Here is an 18,126-nt window from a genome sequence, read left to right as displayed (position 1 = left end):
GATTTTTCCTTGCCACACTCGCCATGCCGGCCGCCCTGTCGATGGCCGCCGCCGCCGATCTGCCGACGGCCTACCGGATTTCACCCGGAGACACGGTCGAAATCGGCATAACCTCAATTCCCGACCGGACGCAGCGTGCGGTGGTCCAGATGGACGGCACGATCGTGCTCCCCGACGCCGGCACAGTATCGGTGGGCGGCCTGACCCCGCCGGAATTGCAAATGCGCATGCAGACGATACTGCCGACCAAGATCTTCCACATACGCATGCCTGACGGCCGCGAGCAGATGGCGGTCGTCAGACCGAGCGACGTAACGGCGATCATCGCTGAATATCGGCCGATCTACGTGACCGGCGATGTGCTTACCCCCGGACAGCAAGCCTATCGCCCGCTTATGACCGTCCGTCAGGCGATAGCGGTAGCTGGCGGTTTCAGCCTCTTGCGGTCACGGGCGAACCAGGCAGGACCCGATCCCACGGACCTGCGGCGCGACTATGAGATGATCTGGGGAGAATACACCAGGGACTATTTCCACAGCGCCCGCATACGCGCGGAACTTCAAAAACAGGCAAGTTTCGATATGCAGCCGCCGCAAGGATCCCCCCTTTCTCCCGCTTTCGCGGCGGGGGTGGCGCAGGCCGAGGCGGAGGCGCTCAAGCTCTCCCTGGAAAATTTCCAGCAGGAGCAGAGCTTCGTCGAAAAAGGTGCCAAGGATGCCGCGACGCAGGTCGAAGCGTTGCTCAAACGCACGCAGGATGAGGCCGATGGGGTGAAAGCCGATGAAGAGGACCTGGAGCAGGTGACCAAGCTGTTCAAGGCCGGCAACCTGACCAACAACAGGCTCTCCGATGTCCGGCGTTCCGTGCTTCTTTCGTCCAGCCGGGCGCTGGAAACATCGGTCGAACTCATGCGAACGCGGCGCCAGCAGGAGGATTTTGCCAGGCAGCTCGAGCGCAACGACAACCAGAGGCGCGTCGGCCTGCTGAACGACTTGCGGGACACCGAGGTGCGGCTTGCCGACATCACCTCCAGACTTCGCGCGGCGAGCCAGAAACTGCAACCCGCGGGAGCAACCGCTCCGTCGTTGCCGCTCGCCGGCGAAACCGTTCGGGCCCAGGTGACGATCATTCGCAAGGTCGATGCGCAATGGCGCAAGGAGCCGGCGGACGAAGACGCCGAGGTGGCGCCCGGGGATACGGTCGAGGTCCGGTTCAGCAGTGAGCTCGAAAGCGCAGCGGTCCAGTAGGCCGCTGCGGGCGAAAGCGTTGAAGTCGTTGCGGGTGCACAAGTCGTGAGCGAAGAGATCAGCGTCGCCGACGCTTACAGCAAAGGCAGCACTGTCTTCATGGGAGTGGAGATGCTTGTCGCTGCCGGCGCACTGGTCCCGCGGCCGGAGACGGAGCTGCTGGGCACGGTCGCCGTCGACGTCCTGCACCAGATGAACCTGCCGGCGCCGCGGGTGATCGACATGTGCTGCGGTGCCGGCAATCTCGCCTGTGCCATCGCGCATCACGTCCCGGCCGCGCGGGTCTGGGCCAGCGACCTCACCGATGGGTGTGTCGAGGCAACGCGCCGCAATGTCGCTCATCACGACCTGGCCGGCCGGCTATCCGTTCTTAAGGGCGATTTGTTCGAAGCCTTGTCCGGCCTGGCGCTTCACGGCACCATCGACGCCGTCGTCTGCAATCCGCCCTACATTTCGGAAAAACGGCTTGAGGGCGACCGTTCCCATCTGGTCGCGCTTGAGCCCCGCGAGGCCTTTGCGGCGGGGCCCTATGGGCTCAGCATCCACATGCGAGTGGTGAAGGACGCACTTCGGTATCTGCGGCCCGGCGGTGTCCTGCTGTTCGAGGTAGGCCTCGGCCAGGACCGCCAGGTCGCAGGTCTTCTGGAACGCAGCAAGGGCTACGAGAACATCCGCTCCGTCACCAACCACGCCGGTGAAGCACGCGTGGTGCTCGGATCCGCCAAGCCACGCACCTGAACCGGATCACGGGCCGGGCGTCATGCCCTCTTGCGGGCGATGAACTGCGCTATTCCCTGGATGGAATCGAGGTTTTCCGGCAGGAGTTCGCTGTCTTCGACGATGATGCCGAAGGTCTCTTCGATGAAGCCGATCACCTCGAGCACCCCTGTCGAGTCGACGATACCCTGATCGAGCAGCGACGCGGTGCTGCTCAGAGATTTCACGTCCGCGATATAGAAATTCGAGGCCAGGAAAGCGCGAATTTGCCCGTGGTAGATCTCGCCTGCTTCCTTTGTCTCCAACATTGAATCCATCTGATGTGTCCTCCCGTTCAAAAGGGATAAATGAATCGGTGCCCGTCAAGGCTACGACAGGGCCACCTTCTTGAGTTTTCCGGTATCCGTCATCGGCAGACTGGGCACGATGACGATGGACTTCGGAACCATGAAACTTTCGAGCCGTTTCTGGCACTCCTTCTGGAGTTGCCTCTCGCCGACGATCCTGCCTTGCTCGATCACGACGAACGCCTTGACTGCCTGCCCGAGAAGCTCGTCGGGAACGCCGATCACCGCCGCCTCCCTTACGCCCGGGATATTCATCAGCACATTCTCTACTTCCTTCGGCGCGACCTTCTCGCCCCGGGATTTTATGATCTCGTCGCCACGCCCGACGAAGTAGAGGTAGCCCTCCGCATCCATCCGGCAGTAATCGCCGGTATAAAGGACCTGCTCGCCCGGCAGCGGGCCGGGCTTGAGCTTCCTGGCTGTCGCTTCGGGTTTGCCCCAATAGCCCTTCATCACCGTCGCACCACGGATGACGAGCTGGCCGACCGTACCGGCGGGCACCCGCCTGTCATCCTCGTCGACGATCCACATTTCCGTGTTCGGAATGGCGATGCCGACGCTCAGGGGCTTTCGTCCGAGATCTTCCGGCGGCAGGTAGGTGCAGCGCTTGCACTCGGTGAGGCCGTACATCGAATAGATGCGGGCGCTGGAAAATAGCTCCCTAAGCATGGTGATATGCTTGAGCGATAGCGCAGCTGCCGTGTTGGTGACGTAGCGGATGCTGGAAAAATCGTGATCCTTCAGCGACTTGAGCTCCGAGAGCGCGGCAAAGATGGTTGGTACTCCGGGAAAGCCGGTAACCTTCTCTTCCCTGATGATCTGAAGAATCTGCGCCGGAAAAGCGAAAGAGCGTTCGAGGACGAGCCGGGCGCCCGTGCGGAAGGCCATGAGCATCTGGTAGAGGCCGTAATCGAAGGCAAGAGGCAGCACATTCAGGATCACCTCGTCTTCACGAAGCTCCAGATAAGAAGCGATCGAGGTGCACGCGGCCGTCATGTTGCGGTGCGTCAGCATCACTCCCTTCGGTTCGCCCGTTGAACCGGAAGTGTAGATGATCGCGGCAAGATCAATGTCGATCGACCTGCGCGCCGGCGCGGCCGCGTTTCTCTCGGCGGCCGTTTCCCAGCGCATTGCATGCGGCAGGCGGCCGAGTTCGTCCTCGTCGATCACTCCCGATACGATTACCCGGAGCAAGGACGGACAATTGTGCACCGGTTCGCCGAAGACCGATTGCAGGTGCTTGTCCGTGATCAGCGCCGTCGGCCGACAATCATTGAGCAGGTAGTCGAGCTTTTCGCTTTTTGTCAGCGGGTTGACGATGCACACGACAGCATTGGCCTTGAGCACCGCCCAGAAGCCGACAACGGTTTCGACCGTGTTGTCGGCGAAGATCATCACGCGGTCGCCGCGCTGCACGCCGGCCTTTGCCAAAGATTGGGCGACCCCATTGGAGCGCTCGTCGAGCTCGGCATAGGTGACGCGTTGCTTGCCGCAAACCAATGCCACCTTGGCGCTGAGCCGCCCGGCTGAGTGGATGAGGTAATCCTGCAGAAGCGGTACTGCACCGTGCATCATGCAAGCGCCCTTTCCCGGTGTTCGTGATCGACGTCGATGCGGAGCTCTACCCTGCGCGTATCGCCGGGACGGCCCGCGATGAATTGCTGATGCAGAAGCTGCGTCGACAGCACGCCCACCAGCGCCATGTTATCGGAATTGGACAGATCGCCGTCGCCCGTTTTGGCGCGGCACTTTCCAAGCAGGCCGGCAACCGATTTTGGATCGAAGATGCCGGCCGCGCGCAATGCCGTCTCCGACAGCGCGTCAAGGACGTATTCCGGGGCATCGCGGGCGACGAAACTGAGCGCGTTGGGCGCCCGGTAGGGCTGCTTCTTCCGGGCAACGACCTGCGTCGGCACGATCGGCGCCGCGACGCGCTTCAGCACATGCTTCTCATCGAGGATCCGCAATTTGTAAGTGTCCGGAAGCGAATTCGCCAACGCCACCAGATTGTCGTCCAGAAAGGGGAAGCGTCCCTCGACGGAGTGAGCCATCAGCATCCTGTCGCCTTGCGAGGACAGCAGATAACCCGACATCAAGGTCCGGATCTCGAGATACTGGTCCTGGGCAAGCGAACTCCATCGCGGGAATTCGGCAGGCAGGCAAGCAAGGAGCTCAGAGACCGCATCGCGGTGCTCCGAGGCGGCGCGCATGTCCGGGCAGAACAGACGTTTGATGGCGCTCGTCGTGCGCCAGCGTGTGTCGTGCGCGAATCCGGGCATGTCATGGGCTTGAATGTTGCGCCCGAAGAACTGACGCGCCAATGCCTGCTGGTGAACCGGCGAGCGCGAGAGATAGGGGTAGAGCCGCTCAAGCAGCCGGGCGCGGCGCATCGATGCTGGCTGGCGCCCCCAGAAGCGCCGCACCTTGCCTTCGCGGAAGAGGTCATAGCCGGCAAACATCTCGTCGGCGCCTTCGCCGGTCAGCACCACCTTGACGCCGCGTTCGCGCACCAGCCTGGACAGCAGGAAAAGCGGCGCCGGCGCGGTCCTGAGGATTGGCCTCTCTGTGTGGTGGACCACCTCGGGAAAGATCGCGGCGATGTCGTTGCGCGACACCATCACCTCGTGGTGTTCGCTGCCGATTGCAGCGGCAACCAGCCGCTGGAAGCGCGTCTCGTCATATTCGGCATCCGCGAACCGCAAGGAGAAGGTCTGGAAGCGCTCGCCGGCGAAACGCCTGCCAAGGGTCGCGACAAGAGAGCTGTCCAACCCTCCCGACAGATAGCAGCCGACCGGCACGTCGGCCTGCACCATGCGCAGCGCCGTCGCGGTTTCCAGCGCCGCGCGAACCTCTTCGACGGCTTCGCCGCATGAGCCGGCGAAGCGGTCCTGATCGGAGCTCGGGATCTCCGGGTAGCGAGGCTCCCAGAAGGCCCTCTCGCGCGTCACGCCATTCTCATAAACGCGAATATGTCCAGGCGGGAGTTCCCGGATGCCCTGGAACACGTTCTGCGGCGCAACAACCGTCCACAAGGTGAAAGTCTGATCGATGCCGGCAGGATCGAAAGCGCGGCGGATCGCGGTCTCAGCCGCGAAAATCGCCTTGACTTCGCTCGCGAAGAAGAGGCGGCCGCCATGCTCGCAGAAATGCAGAGGACAGATGCCGTAGCGATCGCGCGACAACACCAGGCGGCCGGCGGCCGAGTCCCAGATTGCCAATGCCCATTGGCCGTTCATCCGTTCAAAAGCGGCCTGCCCCCAGGCCAGATAGGCATGAAGGACCACTTCGGTGTCGCTATGGGTGCGGAACCTGTGGCCAAGCGAGATCAGTCTGTCGCGCAGTTCTAGGTAGTTGAAGATTTCGCCATTGAAGACGATCCAGGTCGAGCCGTCATCGTTTGTGAGAGGCTGCTGGCCGTGCAACAGATCGACGATCGAAAGGCGGGCATGCGCCAGCCCTGCACGTCTGTCGCGATACAGGCCTCGCTCGTCGGGGCCGCGATGCGCGAGTGTGCCCACCATGCGCAACAGCGCCTCGCGTGAAGGTGGTGGGGCGGCGGCGTTCAGCGCCACTATTCCGGCGATCCCGCACATCCGGGTCAGTCCACGGTCAGTGGCACGGACGGCAAGGGCTGGGCGTGCAGATAACGTGCCGCCCGACGCTTGGCCTCGATGTCCTTGAAGACCTTCTGAACCTGGCCTCCGGTAAGCCCCGCCGCCGCGGCGACCTCGTCGGCGCGGATGCCGTGGTTGACGCCGTAAAGGCACAGGTCCGTCAGATGATAGGGCAGCGCGAAGTAGAATTCCTCCTGGCTTTGCGCCATGGAGAACGTATCGCTGGTCGGAGGCCTGCGCCGGATTTCTTCGTCCACCCCGAGATATTCCGCCAGCTGGTACACCTGCGTCTTGTAGAGGTGCACGATCGGCATCACGTCGGCGATCCCATCGCCTTGCTTGACGAAGAAGCCCTGGTCGTATTCAAGCCGGTTCGGCGTTCCCGCGACCGCATAGCCGAGGCGATCGGCATGATAATACTCGGTCATCTTGCGAATGCGCTGCTTGTAGTTGGTCGCCGCCACTATCTGCAGATAGGCTGCCGAAGGCAGCCGAACCGTATCGATCTTCCCCTCGGGGTCCTGAACCGTGAGACGAGTGATGTTGAGGCCCTGGTTCTCCAGCACCGAGGCGAGCACCAGCTTGCATTTCCAGCCCTCGCCATAGTCCGGAACGACGGAGCGGATCGCCTCGATCTGCCGGCGATAGGCGCCGATGGCGTCCAGCGCCGGCGCTATATCCTCCACCAGGGTATCGATGCCGAGCTGAGCCGCGATGACGCGACCGAGTCTCAGCGAATCGCCGGAGGAGTGGCGCTCCGGCATGAAGACCCCCAGCACCTTGTCCTTGCCGAAGGCACGCACGCATAACGACGCGACGACGGAACTGTCGATCCCGCCTGAAAGCCCGACAACCACGCCGCGTCGCCGAAGCGTCGCCAAAACCTGTTCGCGCATCGACTCCACGATCCGGTCTATTTCCGCAGCGGCATCCAGTTCGAGCACATCCTTGGTGAACGAAATCACGCTTGCCTGTCCTCCAAACGCAGGGATTCGGCCGGCGTATAGGTTTGCATGACGGCCTTTTCGATCAGCGGGCGGTTGGTCGCTATATGAGGCTCCACGACCAGGTCGATGTGCGTGCCGACGATCGGGATTACCTGCAGGTCCGCGAATACGCGATCCCATCCAATGGCCAGGGACATGCCCGGACGAGCGCAGCGAAACAGCGTGCCGGTGATCGGCAGTGCCGCTTTCGGCTCCGCCAGCCAGCGGAAAAAGGCCTGGGCGCGCAAGACTTCCTGCAGCTCCAGCTTGATCCTGAAGCACGCCGCGTTGAACTGCCCTTCGGTGTAACGGTCGATCGCCTTTGCGAGACGCGTTTCGTACCCCATTTTCACTGCAATTTTCGCCAGGGCGCGGCAAGCGACACGGTAGAACGATATGCGGTTGGACCGGATCCGGCGCCACGTGCGGATGATCGTGTCCCGGCGACGGGACCGCTCTCCCTCAAGGCTGGTGTCGAGGATGCCGACAAACTTTACCGATCGTCCCGCCTCGAGCAGGCGCACGGCCACTTCCAACGCGACCGCTCCGCCGAGCGAGTGACCGAGAAGCCTGATATGACCCGACGGCTGGGCGCGGCTGACCTGGTCGACCGCGGCTTCCGCCATGTTCGCAAGATCTTTCTGTCCCTTGAGGATCATTGTGAGGCCGGGATATCTTATCGGCACGACTCTTGCGACCTTGCCCATGGCCGAGGCGAAGGCAGCGAGGCTCGGGCCATAGCCGACGGAGCCGGGAAACAGGAACAGGATCGGGGGTTCATGCTCCTGCGCACCTTTGCGGTGGGTGGCTGCTTGTGCCGAGACGATCGCCTTCGCCATCTCGTCCGCGGTCATCCCAACGGTGAAGGTCTCAAGGCCGAGCTCCTGTCCGATGAGGTTCTCGATCTCCATCACGCAGTGCAGCAGCTTCAGCGAATCTCCGCCGGCCTCGTCCCACCGGCCTACGGCTGCCCGCGTGTTGAGGACTTTGCCCCAGGCATGTTGCACCACCTGAAGGACTTTCAGGTCGCTTCCCGGAGCGGGCGGATCGGCGACCTGCGTCGGCTTTCTGGCCAAAAGGTCCATTTTCCCGAGCTTCGCCAGATCCACTTTTCCGCTCGCCAGGCGTGGAATTTCCTCGACGCGGTGAAGCCGCAGGGGACGCAGGGGCGAGGGCAGCGTCGTTGCGATGCGCTCGCGAAGCTCGTCCGCAAAGGCTGGGCCGGCAGAACCGTTGGGGATCGCGAAGGCTACAAGTTCACTCGCCTCGGTCACGATAGCCACGGCCTCGCGGACGGATGGGGCGGATCGAAGCACCCTTTCGAGTTCGGCGGGCTCGATACGTCGACCGTTGATCTTTATCTGTCGGCCCTTGCGACCGATGATCCTCAACAGGCCCCGACTGTCCAATTGCACGAGGTCGCCAGTCGGAAAGATCCGTTGATGCGGATCGTCAGGGTCTGCTTCGGCAGGGATGACGGCCCCGTTTTCCCAATGCCCAAGCAGCACATAGGGGCTCTTTATCACAAGCTCTCCGGTCTCTCCGGGCGGGACGCAGCGTCCTTCCTCGTTGACGATCGCGAAGTTTATCCCCGGCAAAAGCCGGCCCACCGGCACGTCGGTGTCGGACTTTGGTGCTCGAGGCAAGAACCCTTGTGAGCCGGTCGTCTCCGTCGACGAATAGCCGATCTGGAAGAGACAATTCGCCGTGGTTGCCTTCCGCAACAGGGCAATATCGCTCCAAAGCACTTTTTCACCGCCGATGCGGACCACCCTGAGCGACCGGAACGTGTCGGCTGGAGCATCGGCCATGAGCGCGCGAAGCAAGGCGGGCACGATGTAGGTGACGGTCGTGCCCTGGTCCTGCATTCGGGCGCGAACGCCGCGCAGGCCGATCGCCTCCACCTCGACGAGATGCAGCTTGGCTCCGGTGAGGACCGCAGCCAAAATCTCCCGGCAGCCCGCAATGGTGGCGGGCCCGGTCAACGGAAGGAAAACGTCCTCGGAATCGATGTGACATGCATCGACGTATTGGTGTACCCGCCAGAGCAGGCTCCGCTGGCTGTTGACGATGCCCTTGGGTCGCCCGGTACTGCCCGATGTATAGAGAATAATAGCCGGGGCATCGACGGAAGGCGACGGCAGCGGCGCGGCAGACGGATGTGCCGACGGACTTGCCGCCATGTCGATCCATTGGACGTCGCCAGCCAAACCGTCAGGCCGGCTTTCTCTGCCGAGAATGGCCGAGAGCCGCGCCGCGGATACAATCTCATTGATCCGGTTGGCTGGATCCCTGGCATTGAGCGGGACTGAAATTCGTCCCGCAACTATGGTTGCGAGGAGGGCAACAACGTACCAGACGGAAGTGGGCTGATGAATGCCGACCGGCCGTCCCTCGGGGACGACGGTCGTGATGTGGCGGGACAATGTCTCGACAGCGGCATCGAGCGCCGCGTAGGACAGTTCATCCACGCCGTCATTGACAGCGGGTTTATCAGGATATTGCCCAGCAATTTTTTTGAGCTGGGCACCGATCGCCTCGTCTGCGAACCCGGGCCCCAGTCGCTGATATGGGCGCAAGGCCGGTCCCCCGTGGTCGAGGGGATAGTCGGGCATGCTTTGCCATCTGTAGATTGCAGGCGGAAGAGAATCCTCGTGAAGGTTCTGATCGGCCGCTAATGCGTTCAAATATGCCGGGAGCATGGTTTGCCTGAACCAGAGTGATACCCGGTTATGGCTCTACGCATCGTGATTTTCATCAATCATTCTGATGATGTATTTGGCTTGCGGGGCGAGACCCCCAAATTCGCTGCCAGGCCTGGTCTGCACGCTGGTAATAATTGCGACGTGGATCGTCTCCCAGTGCCAACAACCCGCATGTTGGCGGCTCAGTCGGTTTTCTGAGAATTCCCGGCAGCCGGCTGATCGGATGCGAAGCTGTAGGCGAACACCTTGCCCCAATTTTCGTCGATCACACGGAACCAGTTCTCCTCCCATCTTCCTAACGTCACATCTTTTCCGCTCATGCCGGTTGCCGCCTCGGAGGGGGTAGGCGCATCGACGGTTTGCGCTGCGAGGACCTCGTCGCCCTGCATCTGCTCTACGCGATAGATCGGCATCTTTTGCTCCTCGACCCGAAGGGAGAACATCGTTGCTGTTGGAGATTTCGGCGGTCTGGGCAGTCGGGCCGATTGCACCGGCGCACGTCATCTCCCCCTCGCGCAGGATTCGAGCCAATCGGCCCTAAAGAACATTCAACGCAGCTAATTGTTCCGAACGTTGGTTTCTTTTCAGGAGCCGATCACTCCGCTCCAGGCCCGCCTTGTCGAGCGCACTCTGTCTGATTGTGAAGCTCTGCTTCACAGCCCATTGACGTTATCGCCAATAGTCGATCGCGGGTAGCAGCCTTACATTCGGTGGGCAAATCTGGACAGGCCGCAATTCGGCAGCGTGCGGCGCAATCGAGGCCCAGATGCGCAATGTTCAGGAGAGACACACAATGCGAGACGCGACATTTTCCCGACGTGACGTCCTTTGGGCCGGGGGCGCGCTTACCGTCGGTGCTGCTTTCGCCGGGCCGCTCAAGCTCGCCGCCGCGGAACGCAGCGGAGGCGGCGCGGAGCCGACGTCCTGGGTGGATTCTGCGATGCCCGAGGTTACGCATCGCATGATCGAGACGAACGGGATCCGCTTGCATGTGGCCGAACAGGGTGAAGGTCCGCTCGTCATCCTCTGTCACGGCTTTCCCGAATGCTGGTATTCCTGGCGTCATCAGCTTGGCGCGCTGGCGAAGGCCGGGTTTCGCGCCGTGGCGCCCGATTTGCGCGGCTATGGGCGGAGCGATCGTCCGGAGGAGCTCGAGAAATATACGATCCTCGACGACATCGGCGACATGGTCGGCCTCGTCGACGCTCTGGACGCCAAACAAGCTGTGATCGCCGGCCACGACATCGGCGCCGCGATCGCTTGGCAAACGGCGCTGCTGCGCCCCGACCGCTTCCGCGCCGTGATCGCGTTCAGCCCGCCGTTCCGCTCGCGGGGGTTTGGTGACGCGGGGCCGCCGACGACGCTGATGCCGCGGACCGAAGACGCCTTGTTTTACCAGCTCTACTTCCAGAGCCCGGAGGCCGAGGCCGCCTTGGAACACGATCTTCGTCGCACCTTCCGCTCCATGTTCTACTCGCTTTCGGGCGACAGCCCGCCGGCGACGAACGCCGGAGGATTCGCCGCGGGGATGGTCCCTCGCAACGGGGATTTCCTGACCAATCCGGCGTCCCTGCCTTCCTGGATCAGCGAGTCCGATATCGACATTTATGTCGAGGAGTTCGCCCGGAGTGGATTCCGCGGCGCCCTGAACTGGTGGCGCAACATCGATCGCAGTTGGGAACTCATGGCCGCCTTCGGCCAGGCAGAGGTCGCCGTTCCAGCGCTCTATGTCGCGGGCGACCGCGATATCATCCTTGACGTGTTTCGGCCAATTATCGCCAAGCAATCGGCGCTGGTTCCCAAGCTCCGGCCGGCAATCATCCTGCCGGGCTGTGGCCATTGGACCCAGCAGGAGCGTGCGCCGGAGGTGAACTCGGCGATGATCGACTTCCTTCGCAGCCTATAGTCGAAGAAAGCTCGGCTCGGCATGCCGACCGCGGTGTTTCGCGCCGCGGCCTCGTGAACGAAATCCAATGGCGGGAGCTCGCATGTCGTCGCAAATCGTCTTCCTGACCCATCTCATCCTGGGTTATGTCCCGTGGCTGCTTTGCTTCGGCGCATTTATCTGGCCAAGGCTCAAAGCGATGGATCATTTCGATGCACAGCGGGCCATCGCGGCCCTGCACAGCTTCCGTTTCTTTGGGCTCGCCTTCCTCCTTCCCGGCGTGGTTGGCCCCAATCTGCCTGACGGCTTCGCCACCTTCGCGGCCTATGCCAACTTCGCAACCGGGGTGCTGGCCATGCTGGCACTGCTCGCGGTCAGGATACGACCGCTGTTTTGGCTGTTCATCCTCGCCTTCAATCTCGTCGGGGTGGCCGACATCGCCGTCGACTTTTACGACGCGGTCCGGGTCGACCTTCCTGCGGTCGCAGGCGAACTCGGCGCCATGTACGCGTTCCCGATCATCTACATGCCATTGCAGATGATCACGCACCTCGCCGCTTTCTACCTGCTTGCACGTTCTCGGTCGAACGCCCTTTCCTCTTTCGCCGGCGATGCGGCAGCATCCCAGATTGCGAGGCACTAGAAGGACCATGGCGTCACGATGGAAGGCGACCGCGCTCGCAATCGCTCTGGCCGCGACGACAGCCGCCGGCCTCGCAGCCACCTATCCGGCGGCGGCGGCCATAATGTGCCCGAACTGCCTTGGGTTCAGGAAGGCCTTCGGTCAAGTCTACGTCGAGGATGGGATGGCGCCTCAAGAGCAGGCCATGGTGCTCCAGACGATCGCCATGGCTCGCGATCGACTTCGCGGGTTCTACGGGACGACGGAAAGCGATCCCGAAATCTTCGTCTGCGGCGACGACGATTGCTACCGCAGGATCGGCGGCGGCCGATCGCGCGGCATGGCGCTTCTCAATCTCGCATTGTTCCTCTCGCCCCGAGGAACGTCCGTCACCATTGCATCACACGAGATGTCGCACATTGAACTTCATTCCCGGATCGGGCTGATCAAGACTTTCCGTCGTGACGTGCCACAATGGTTTGACGAGGGGGTTGCGGTCATCGTTTCGGACGACGGCCGCTACCTGAGGCCAACATCGTCCCCCGATCGTTGCCTGGTGGAACCGGATGGCGCGCTGCCGACGACGAGGAGCGTTTGGATCGAAAGTGCGGCGTCGGCCGGGCTCTACGCCAAGGCCGCCTGCCGGGTGAGCAGGTGGATTGCAGGCCACGGCGGCTTCCCGGCAGTAACGCGGCTGTTGGCGAATATTGCTGCGGGCGAATCCTTTGAGATGGCGTATTGAAGGGTCTTGCGGCGCTCGGTTGGAGCCAAAGCCGGCCACCGCCGCAAGCAGTTGCGGGTCGGAAGTGCACTTGCCCCGCCGGTATAAACCGCAACCCATGTGCCCAGAATGGACCCAAGAGGGGATGGTGCCCAGAGGCGGATTCGAACCACCGACACGCGGATTTTCAGTTCTTCCAAGTGTGTGTTCAAGGGGTAACATAGCTACGGATGCTGAACGTTTTTTCTTATCAAAATCAATGGTATAATCGAACATAGGAGCACATCGAAAACCAACCCTACACGCCTCATTCCGGAGCCTAGGGTGAGCCTAAGAGGAGTCCAAGAAATGCGCCTCACCGACATTGCTGTGCGAGCGCTCCAGGCACCTAACACAGGCCAGAAGACCTACTCTGACGAAGCGCTTCCCGGATTCGGCGTGCGTGTCTCACAAGGCGGAACCAAAACTTTCGTCGTCGTGTGCGGCCCCACGCGGGAACGGATAACAATCGGCCGCTTTCCCATAATCACGCTATCTGAAGCCAGAACCGAAGCGAAGCGGTTGTTGGCCGAAAAGACGCTTGGGAAGAACCGCCCCAAAACCGTATCATACAACGAGGCAAGGAAGGAGTTCCTCGGCGAGGTTAAAAGCAAGAACCGCGTCCGGACGCACCGCGACTATTCGCGCCTGATGCGACATTTCGCGTTTGGGAATACCAAGCTCGGCGACATTGCCAAGCAGGACATCAAGAAACGTCTCGCCAAACTCGACCGCGTTCCCTCCGAGAGGCGCCACGCGCTTGTCGCCATCAAGGTCTTTTTCAATTGGGTTGTTCGCGAGGAGTATCTCGCGCACAGCCCCTGTGAGGGGCTGCAAGTCCCATCATCGGCCAAGAAGCGCAAGCACGCTCTCTCACACGAGGAACTGGGCAAAGTACTGGCTCGGAGCCTCACTACCTCCTATCCGTATGGTCCGATTGTCGCCCTCTGCTTGCTGACAGGGCAGAGGAGGGGTGAGATCGCCGCGCTGGAATGGGAATGGATCGACCGGACCAACCGCACGATCACCCTTCCCGGCAGCATCACTAAGAACCACAAAGAGCACGTCTTTCCGTACGGAGACCTGGCCGCAGCTGTCCTCGAAAGCATTCCGATCGTTGGCAACGCGCGGTATGTGTTTCCGGCGTCACGCGACCACGTGAGGGGCAAACCCACCACGACGTTCAATGGATGGGGCAAGGCCAAGCTCATATTCGACGAAGGACTTGATGGAGTTCGACCCTACACACTCCACGACCTGCGGCGGTCGCTCAGCACCCACATGGCGCCACTCAAAGTCCCGCAGCTCGTCGTAGAGAAACTTTTGAATCACGTGTCCAAGCAGTCGCAGTCAGACATAGCCCAAGTTTACAACGTCTATGAGTATCTGCCTGAAATGCGCGACGCCGTGACGAAGTACGAGACCCACTTGGTCAACCTTCTGAAGACATGATGCGAGCCGCTCGCCAAGCTACTTGTGGAATGATACTTTCTTCGCGCCAATTGGATTGTCGTCCATTGGGCATCGCGATGCTCCCTTGCAGGAGCTACCGCGATGAGGTGCATAAGCTGGAAAGAACTGAAAACCATTGTTCCGTATTCCAGACAGCATATCGGCCGCCTTGAACAGGCCAACCAGTTCCCCTTGAGGGTAACTCTCGGCCAGTGCCGGGTGTGCTGGGTCCTCGATGAAGTACGAGCCTGGCTTCAGGTACGCATTGACAGCAGATCACTCACCGACACTCCTGACGAATGATCAGGAGCGGCCCCCGGCATCCAAAGCCGGGGGCTTTTTTTGTTCCCAGTCATGTGCGGGAGGCGACAAGAGTCATAGAAGCCCGAGGCTCGACGGGAACGCGATAGTCAGATACCCGCGACAGCGGCGGGATTGCCATTTGCTCACCCAGATCAAAGCCATTCCCACAAGCGTATCCCCGACCGGCTCTTCGGAATCGCATACGGGGACAAAAGGTCGCTCTTCTCGCTCGAAGAGCGACCGATCTAGCGCCGATTCGTACGCGTCGTGTGAAGCGAAAATCGATCTCCAGGAGCTTCTTGCGATACCGGCAGTTTGCCGGTAGCCAAATGCATAGGAAGCACCACGGGTTGCAGGAGGGCATTGCGCGTCACGAAGGGGAAGGGGAACAAACTATTTCCTCTTCAACACGCACCCGACGTTGCAGGCAGAGGTACAGTTTGGGTCTTCACTCTCATTGAACCTCCTCTGCCAGCCATGGCAGATTTCGCTATTTCCTCTCTTTTGCAGCGCACGCAGGCCCCTCGTCTTGCATTCCTACTCCGTGCCGATGCTCGGATGACGTGTCGGTGTCTCAGATGTGCTCGCTGATTACCTCGTGGCTATTTGTCATTCGATTGAGCTGCACTCTCACCCGCAGGCCAGTGAAAGGATGTCTTGTCAATATGATCACACCTACGGTGACGGCCGAACCGCTTGCGGACCACGGTCTGGTGAACCGAAGCGCCAACCCCTTCTGGTCTGAGCTGTACGGTATTCCTTACCGCCGCCCAACAAACCCGCCGCTACGGACTATCGTTTAGTCGTTGCTTATGTTATTAGATGATGTCGCATGATACAGTGTGACCGCTGTACCCAAGTGCGCGGTTGGATGCGGCGGTCCCGGAAGACCAGCGAAAGAATAACGATTCCCCGGTCATCATGGGATGCTGCAAGGGCAGCGATGACGAGGGCGTCCTGAAGCCAAACGGATGCGTGAGGCACCCAATAGGGTGATCTTGGATGGTACCGATTCTTATTCGTGTATCTTGAGGATTTCATGATGACAGAAATGGAAAATAGCAATCTGCACGAGCTGCGAGTTCGTTTTGAAGGGTTAAGTGTGGCGGACGCCAATAAACGGTCGAAGGAGCTAGAGAGACTTTTGGCGCCTAGTGTTGGCCCAAGCGGCTCGATTCAGATCGCTCGTGACAGCGATGTTACTCAGGATCTGGGGGCCACCCTTATCCTGGTCCTTGGAACCCCAGCTGCGTTTGCGATAGCAAAGGGACTTCACAACTTCATTTCCAAATGGGGTGATCGCGTAATTATTGAAACAAAAAACGGCAAGGTAATCGCGACCGGGGACGGCGCAAAGAATATCGACGTTGCCAAGACGATGGCAGCTATCCAGGAAGAAAAATAGAACAGTGAGTGACGGTAGCACTGAACCAGAGTTCGTTGCGATATTACTGGGTGCTCAAACGTATCCAGATCATCGGTCGCTGGACAACAAAGCGTTTGGCGCGTCCAATGACGCCTTGCTTTCGTATTTGCAAGACGGCCTAGACATGCGAGCGGAACAAATATTGAATCTCTTTGACGACCCGTCGAACGTGATCGATTTGGACGAGAGAATATCGCGATTTCTAACGGCGAACACCATAGGAAACATATTGCTATTTTATACCGGTCACGGGGGGTTCTTGTCAGATAGAGAGTACTATCTGACTATACAATCAACCCGCAAAAGGCGCGAGCACACGACTGGTCTTCGTATACGGGCCTTGGCTGAGACGCTTAGTCAGTTTATCGCGGACAGAAATTTGTTCATAATATTGGACTGCTGCTTCGCAGGAGAAGCAGTGAAGATATTCCAGTCAAATGAGTTAAATGCGATAGTGGAAGCGAAGACCTTCGATGCGCTTCCGAAGGCGGGAACCGCGTTGTTAGTGGCGTCGTCAAAGGACGAACCTGCGATATCGCCGGTGGGTAAAAAGTACACGATGTTCTCTGAAGCATTTCTGAACGTTTTGAGAGATGGCATACCGGGAGCGCCAGACAACCTTACCCTTCATGATATCGAAAGGGCAACGCAGGAAGCAATTCGATCAAGACATGGGCTAACGGGCGTGAGGCCCGAGGTTCATTCTCCCCGCCAGAAGGGGGTAGATGCGGCTGAACTCGCTATATTCCCTAACTTTGCCGATCGCGTATCAACCCTCCTGACGGCGCCAGAACCGAATCCAGTACTCACCGATGAATTAGAAAGTTGCTGTTTTGATAACCTGCGAAATGTTGGAATTGTAGGATCTGATATAATAACGGAGACTTACCTCGAGACAGTCAGTGATATCCTCTACGACATAAGCAAAGCTCTCGCGATGGTGGATAGAGCGAATTCGATATTGAGGCGCGCTGATTCGGGGGCGGTTCGAATTAGCCGTGGAAATTTGGTTCTGAGCTCAACGTCATTAGCTTTCTGGCGGTCTCTTTTCGACGAAGCAGGATTGCAGGGTCATAAGACAATGGCCATCTTGGCCTGTCTGGTCGCAAGAAGAATACCTGCCGAATACAAATACAAAGCAGATAACCTAGTTACGCAAATCGAAGATGACTATCGTGAACGGCATGGAGGTGTCGATGTTTCCGTTGCTCCGTCAATGTGAGAAGAGGGTTTTCACGCTAATCGCAACGATGGTTGTGCTTTTGGGTGGTCTGTTAGGGACCGCCACAAGCGCGACGCAGGATGAGCTTACAAGGGGGGTGCTGGATGCAGTTGCGAGATACGAGCTGCCGGCGAATGATGCGCTATCGCCTGTTATTCAGGGCATAGGATTTCAGCCGAGATCAGCTGCTCTTTGGAAGTTGTTTCCTGGCATCCGAAAGCTCGATCAGGTGTGGAGAGCAGCCGAAGCAGTGGCGCCTGGTGAAGGGGACCGAGCTATTGCGGCAATCGCAAACCAACTGTCGGTGCGTTTTGACTCGCTACGCAATAATACTGAAGTCAGTGGCTTCATTAAGAATAATGACGTGAGTCGCCCAGTTACCTTTGACCTGGTAAAGCCGTCGAGCATCACATATTTACCCCAGGGAACGCGGAGAATTATTACCGCTTTGTCCGTATATGTGGAACGCGGAGGACTGGGGGGCATTTACTCCATTCTTACGACGCGGTTCGATATTTCTAGCGACAAGGCATACGCGATAATGGCAAGCAGTGATACCGTGGGCGAGGCGTTAAAGCGGGGAATCGACGAAGTCCCAGAAGAGCAACGACCGGAGAAGTTGGTTGCCTTGCTGAAGGATGCCCAAAAGAAGTATGCGGCATTCGCGAGTGACGCAGCATTTGTGAACTTCAAGGGTGACTTAGGCGACGAGGTGGGCGACTGTTTTTGTGGCGCGACGTTTCTGGGGACAATGACAACGTGGGAGTGCCGGGCTGGAACGCCTTGCTAAACTTGGTCGCGTGTGGGCGCACTAGTGGATTGATCGAGACGGAAGAGTCC

16 protein-coding genes are annotated in these 18,126 nt (G+C 59.9%); 10 read left to right on the top strand and 6 right to left on the bottom strand.

The window, feature by feature from the left end; genetic code table 11:
- Positions 1-23: 23 nt before the first annotated feature.
- Together FJ974_RS27030 and FJ974_RS27025 are read left to right on the top strand one after the other, a co-directional pair.
- Positions 24-1,247: a polysaccharide biosynthesis/export family protein gene (locus FJ974_RS27030; RefSeq protein ID WP_226891421.1), complete on the top strand. Its 1,224-nt coding sequence runs from the start codon at positions 24-26 to the stop codon at positions 1,245-1,247.
- 45 nt (positions 1,248-1,292) lie between these two features.
- The gene (locus FJ974_RS27025; RefSeq protein ID WP_140532983.1) at positions 1,293-1,985 is read left to right on the top strand and encodes a N5-glutamine methyltransferase family protein; all 693 of its coding nucleotides are present in this window, start codon (positions 1,293-1,295) and stop codon (positions 1,983-1,985) included.
- Positions 1,986-2,005: 20 nt separating this feature from the next.
- On the opposite strand, the gene FJ974_RS27020 is transcribed toward FJ974_RS27025, so the two are convergent.
- From FJ974_RS27020 to FJ974_RS26995, 6 genes are all read right to left on the bottom strand, one after another.
- Complete coding sequence (locus FJ974_RS27020) at positions 2,006-2,272, bottom strand: acyl carrier protein (protein WP_140533086.1); 267 nt, start codon at positions 2,270-2,272, stop codon at positions 2,006-2,008.
- 60 nt (positions 2,273-2,332) lie between these two features.
- On the bottom strand, positions 2,333-3,886 hold the full coding sequence (locus tag FJ974_RS27015) for a class I adenylate-forming enzyme family protein (protein WP_181177092.1): 1,554 nt from the start codon (positions 3,884-3,886) through the stop codon (positions 2,333-2,335).
- Positions 3,883-5,904, bottom strand: a complete 2,022-nt coding sequence (gene asnB, locus FJ974_RS27010; RefSeq protein WP_140532984.1) for an asparagine synthase (glutamine-hydrolyzing) — start codon at positions 5,902-5,904, stop codon at positions 3,883-3,885. Before asnB ends, FJ974_RS27015 begins: the two co-directional genes overlap by 4 nt.
- A 5-nt stretch (positions 5,905-5,909) precedes the next feature.
- On the bottom strand, positions 5,910-6,869 hold the full coding sequence (gene nadE, locus FJ974_RS27005) for an NAD(+) synthase (protein WP_140533088.1): 960 nt from the start codon (positions 6,867-6,869) through the stop codon (positions 5,910-5,912).
- A gap of 17 nt (positions 6,870-6,886) precedes the next feature.
- Complete coding sequence (locus tag FJ974_RS27000; RefSeq protein WP_319023049.1) at positions 6,887-9,526, bottom strand: AMP-binding protein; 2,640 nt, start codon at positions 9,524-9,526, stop codon at positions 6,887-6,889.
- 272 nt (positions 9,527-9,798) lie between these two features.
- Entirely contained in the window at positions 9,799-10,029 is a 231-nt protein-coding gene (locus tag FJ974_RS26995; RefSeq protein WP_140532986.1) for a hypothetical protein, read from the bottom strand.
- Positions 10,030-10,409: 380 nt separating this feature from the next.
- On the opposite strand from FJ974_RS26995, the gene FJ974_RS26990 reads away from it, so the two are divergent.
- From FJ974_RS26990 to FJ974_RS26955, 8 genes are all read left to right on the top strand, one after another.
- Complete coding sequence (locus FJ974_RS26990) at positions 10,410-11,522, top strand: alpha/beta fold hydrolase (RefSeq protein WP_226891416.1); 1,113 nt, start codon at positions 10,410-10,412, stop codon at positions 11,520-11,522.
- Between the two features lie 82 nt (positions 11,523-11,604).
- Positions 11,605-12,144: a hypothetical protein gene (locus FJ974_RS26985; protein WP_140532987.1), complete on the top strand. Its 540-nt coding sequence runs from the start codon at positions 11,605-11,607 to the stop codon at positions 12,142-12,144.
- A gap of 7 nt (positions 12,145-12,151) precedes the next feature.
- Positions 12,152-12,865, top strand: a complete 714-nt coding sequence (locus tag FJ974_RS26980) for a hypothetical protein (RefSeq protein ID WP_140532988.1) — start codon at positions 12,152-12,154, stop codon at positions 12,863-12,865.
- 327 nt (positions 12,866-13,192) lie between these two features.
- Positions 13,193-14,335, top strand: a complete 1,143-nt coding sequence (locus tag FJ974_RS26975; protein WP_140532989.1) for a tyrosine-type recombinase/integrase — start codon at positions 13,193-13,195, stop codon at positions 14,333-14,335.
- A 102-nt stretch (positions 14,336-14,437) separates the two neighbouring features.
- On the top strand, positions 14,438-14,638 hold the full coding sequence (locus tag FJ974_RS26970; protein WP_140532990.1) for a helix-turn-helix transcriptional regulator: 201 nt from the start codon (positions 14,438-14,440) through the stop codon (positions 14,636-14,638).
- A gap of 1,039 nt (positions 14,639-15,677) precedes the next feature.
- Positions 15,678-16,043: a hypothetical protein gene (locus FJ974_RS26965; RefSeq protein ID WP_140532991.1), complete on the top strand. Its 366-nt coding sequence runs from the start codon at positions 15,678-15,680 to the stop codon at positions 16,041-16,043.
- Between the two features lie 163 nt (positions 16,044-16,206).
- Positions 16,207-17,286, top strand: coding sequence for a hypothetical protein (locus FJ974_RS26960; protein WP_140532992.1), 1,080 nt, complete (start codon positions 16,207-16,209; stop codon positions 17,284-17,286).
- Positions 17,231-18,076: a hypothetical protein gene (locus tag FJ974_RS26955; protein WP_140532993.1), complete on the top strand. Its 846-nt coding sequence runs from the start codon at positions 17,231-17,233 to the stop codon at positions 18,074-18,076. Before FJ974_RS26960 ends, FJ974_RS26955 begins: the two co-directional genes overlap by 56 nt.
- The last annotated feature ends 50 nt before the right edge of the window (positions 18,077-18,126 follow it).

The organism is Mesorhizobium sp. B1-1-8 (genome assembly GCF_006442795.2).
Classification (GTDB): domain Bacteria; phylum Pseudomonadota; class Alphaproteobacteria; order Rhizobiales; family Rhizobiaceae; genus Mesorhizobium.
Note: the sequence above shows the minus strand (reverse complement) of the source record. Positions and strands in the feature narration are given on the sequence as shown.

Coding starts and splice junctions, on each gene's coding strand:
- FJ974_RS27030 (WP_226891421.1), top strand. CDS start 24: ATGCCGGCCGCCCTGTCGATGGCCGCCGCCGCCGATCTGCCGACGGCC.
- FJ974_RS27020 (WP_140533086.1), bottom strand. CDS start 2,272: ATGTTGGAGACAAAGGAAGCAGGCGAGATCTACCACGGGCAAATTCGC.
- FJ974_RS27015 (WP_181177092.1), bottom strand. CDS start 3,886: ATGATGCACGGTGCAGTACCGCTTCTGCAGGATTACCTCATCCACTCA.
- asnB (WP_140532984.1), bottom strand. CDS start 5,904: ATGTGCGGGATCGCCGGAATAGTGGCGCTGAACGCCGCCGCCCCACCA.
- FJ974_RS27000 (WP_319023049.1), bottom strand. CDS start 9,526: ATGCCCGACTATCCCCTCGACCACGGGGGACCGGCCTTGCGCCCATAT.
- FJ974_RS26995 (WP_140532986.1), bottom strand. CDS start 10,029: ATGCCGATCTATCGCGTAGAGCAGATGCAGGGCGACGAGGTCCTCGCA.
- FJ974_RS26990 (WP_226891416.1), top strand. CDS start 10,410: ATGCGAGACGCGACATTTTCCCGACGTGACGTCCTTTGGGCCGGGGGC.
- FJ974_RS26985 (WP_140532987.1), top strand. CDS start 11,605: ATGTCGTCGCAAATCGTCTTCCTGACCCATCTCATCCTGGGTTATGTC.
- FJ974_RS26980 (WP_140532988.1), top strand. CDS start 12,152: ATGGCGTCACGATGGAAGGCGACCGCGCTCGCAATCGCTCTGGCCGCG.
- FJ974_RS26975 (WP_140532989.1), top strand. CDS start 13,193: ATGCGCCTCACCGACATTGCTGTGCGAGCGCTCCAGGCACCTAACACA.
- FJ974_RS26970 (WP_140532990.1), top strand. CDS start 14,438: ATGAGGTGCATAAGCTGGAAAGAACTGAAAACCATTGTTCCGTATTCC.
- FJ974_RS26965 (WP_140532991.1), top strand. CDS start 15,678: ATGATGACAGAAATGGAAAATAGCAATCTGCACGAGCTGCGAGTTCGT.
- FJ974_RS26955 (WP_140532993.1), top strand. CDS start 17,231: ATGACTATCGTGAACGGCATGGAGGTGTCGATGTTTCCGTTGCTCCGT.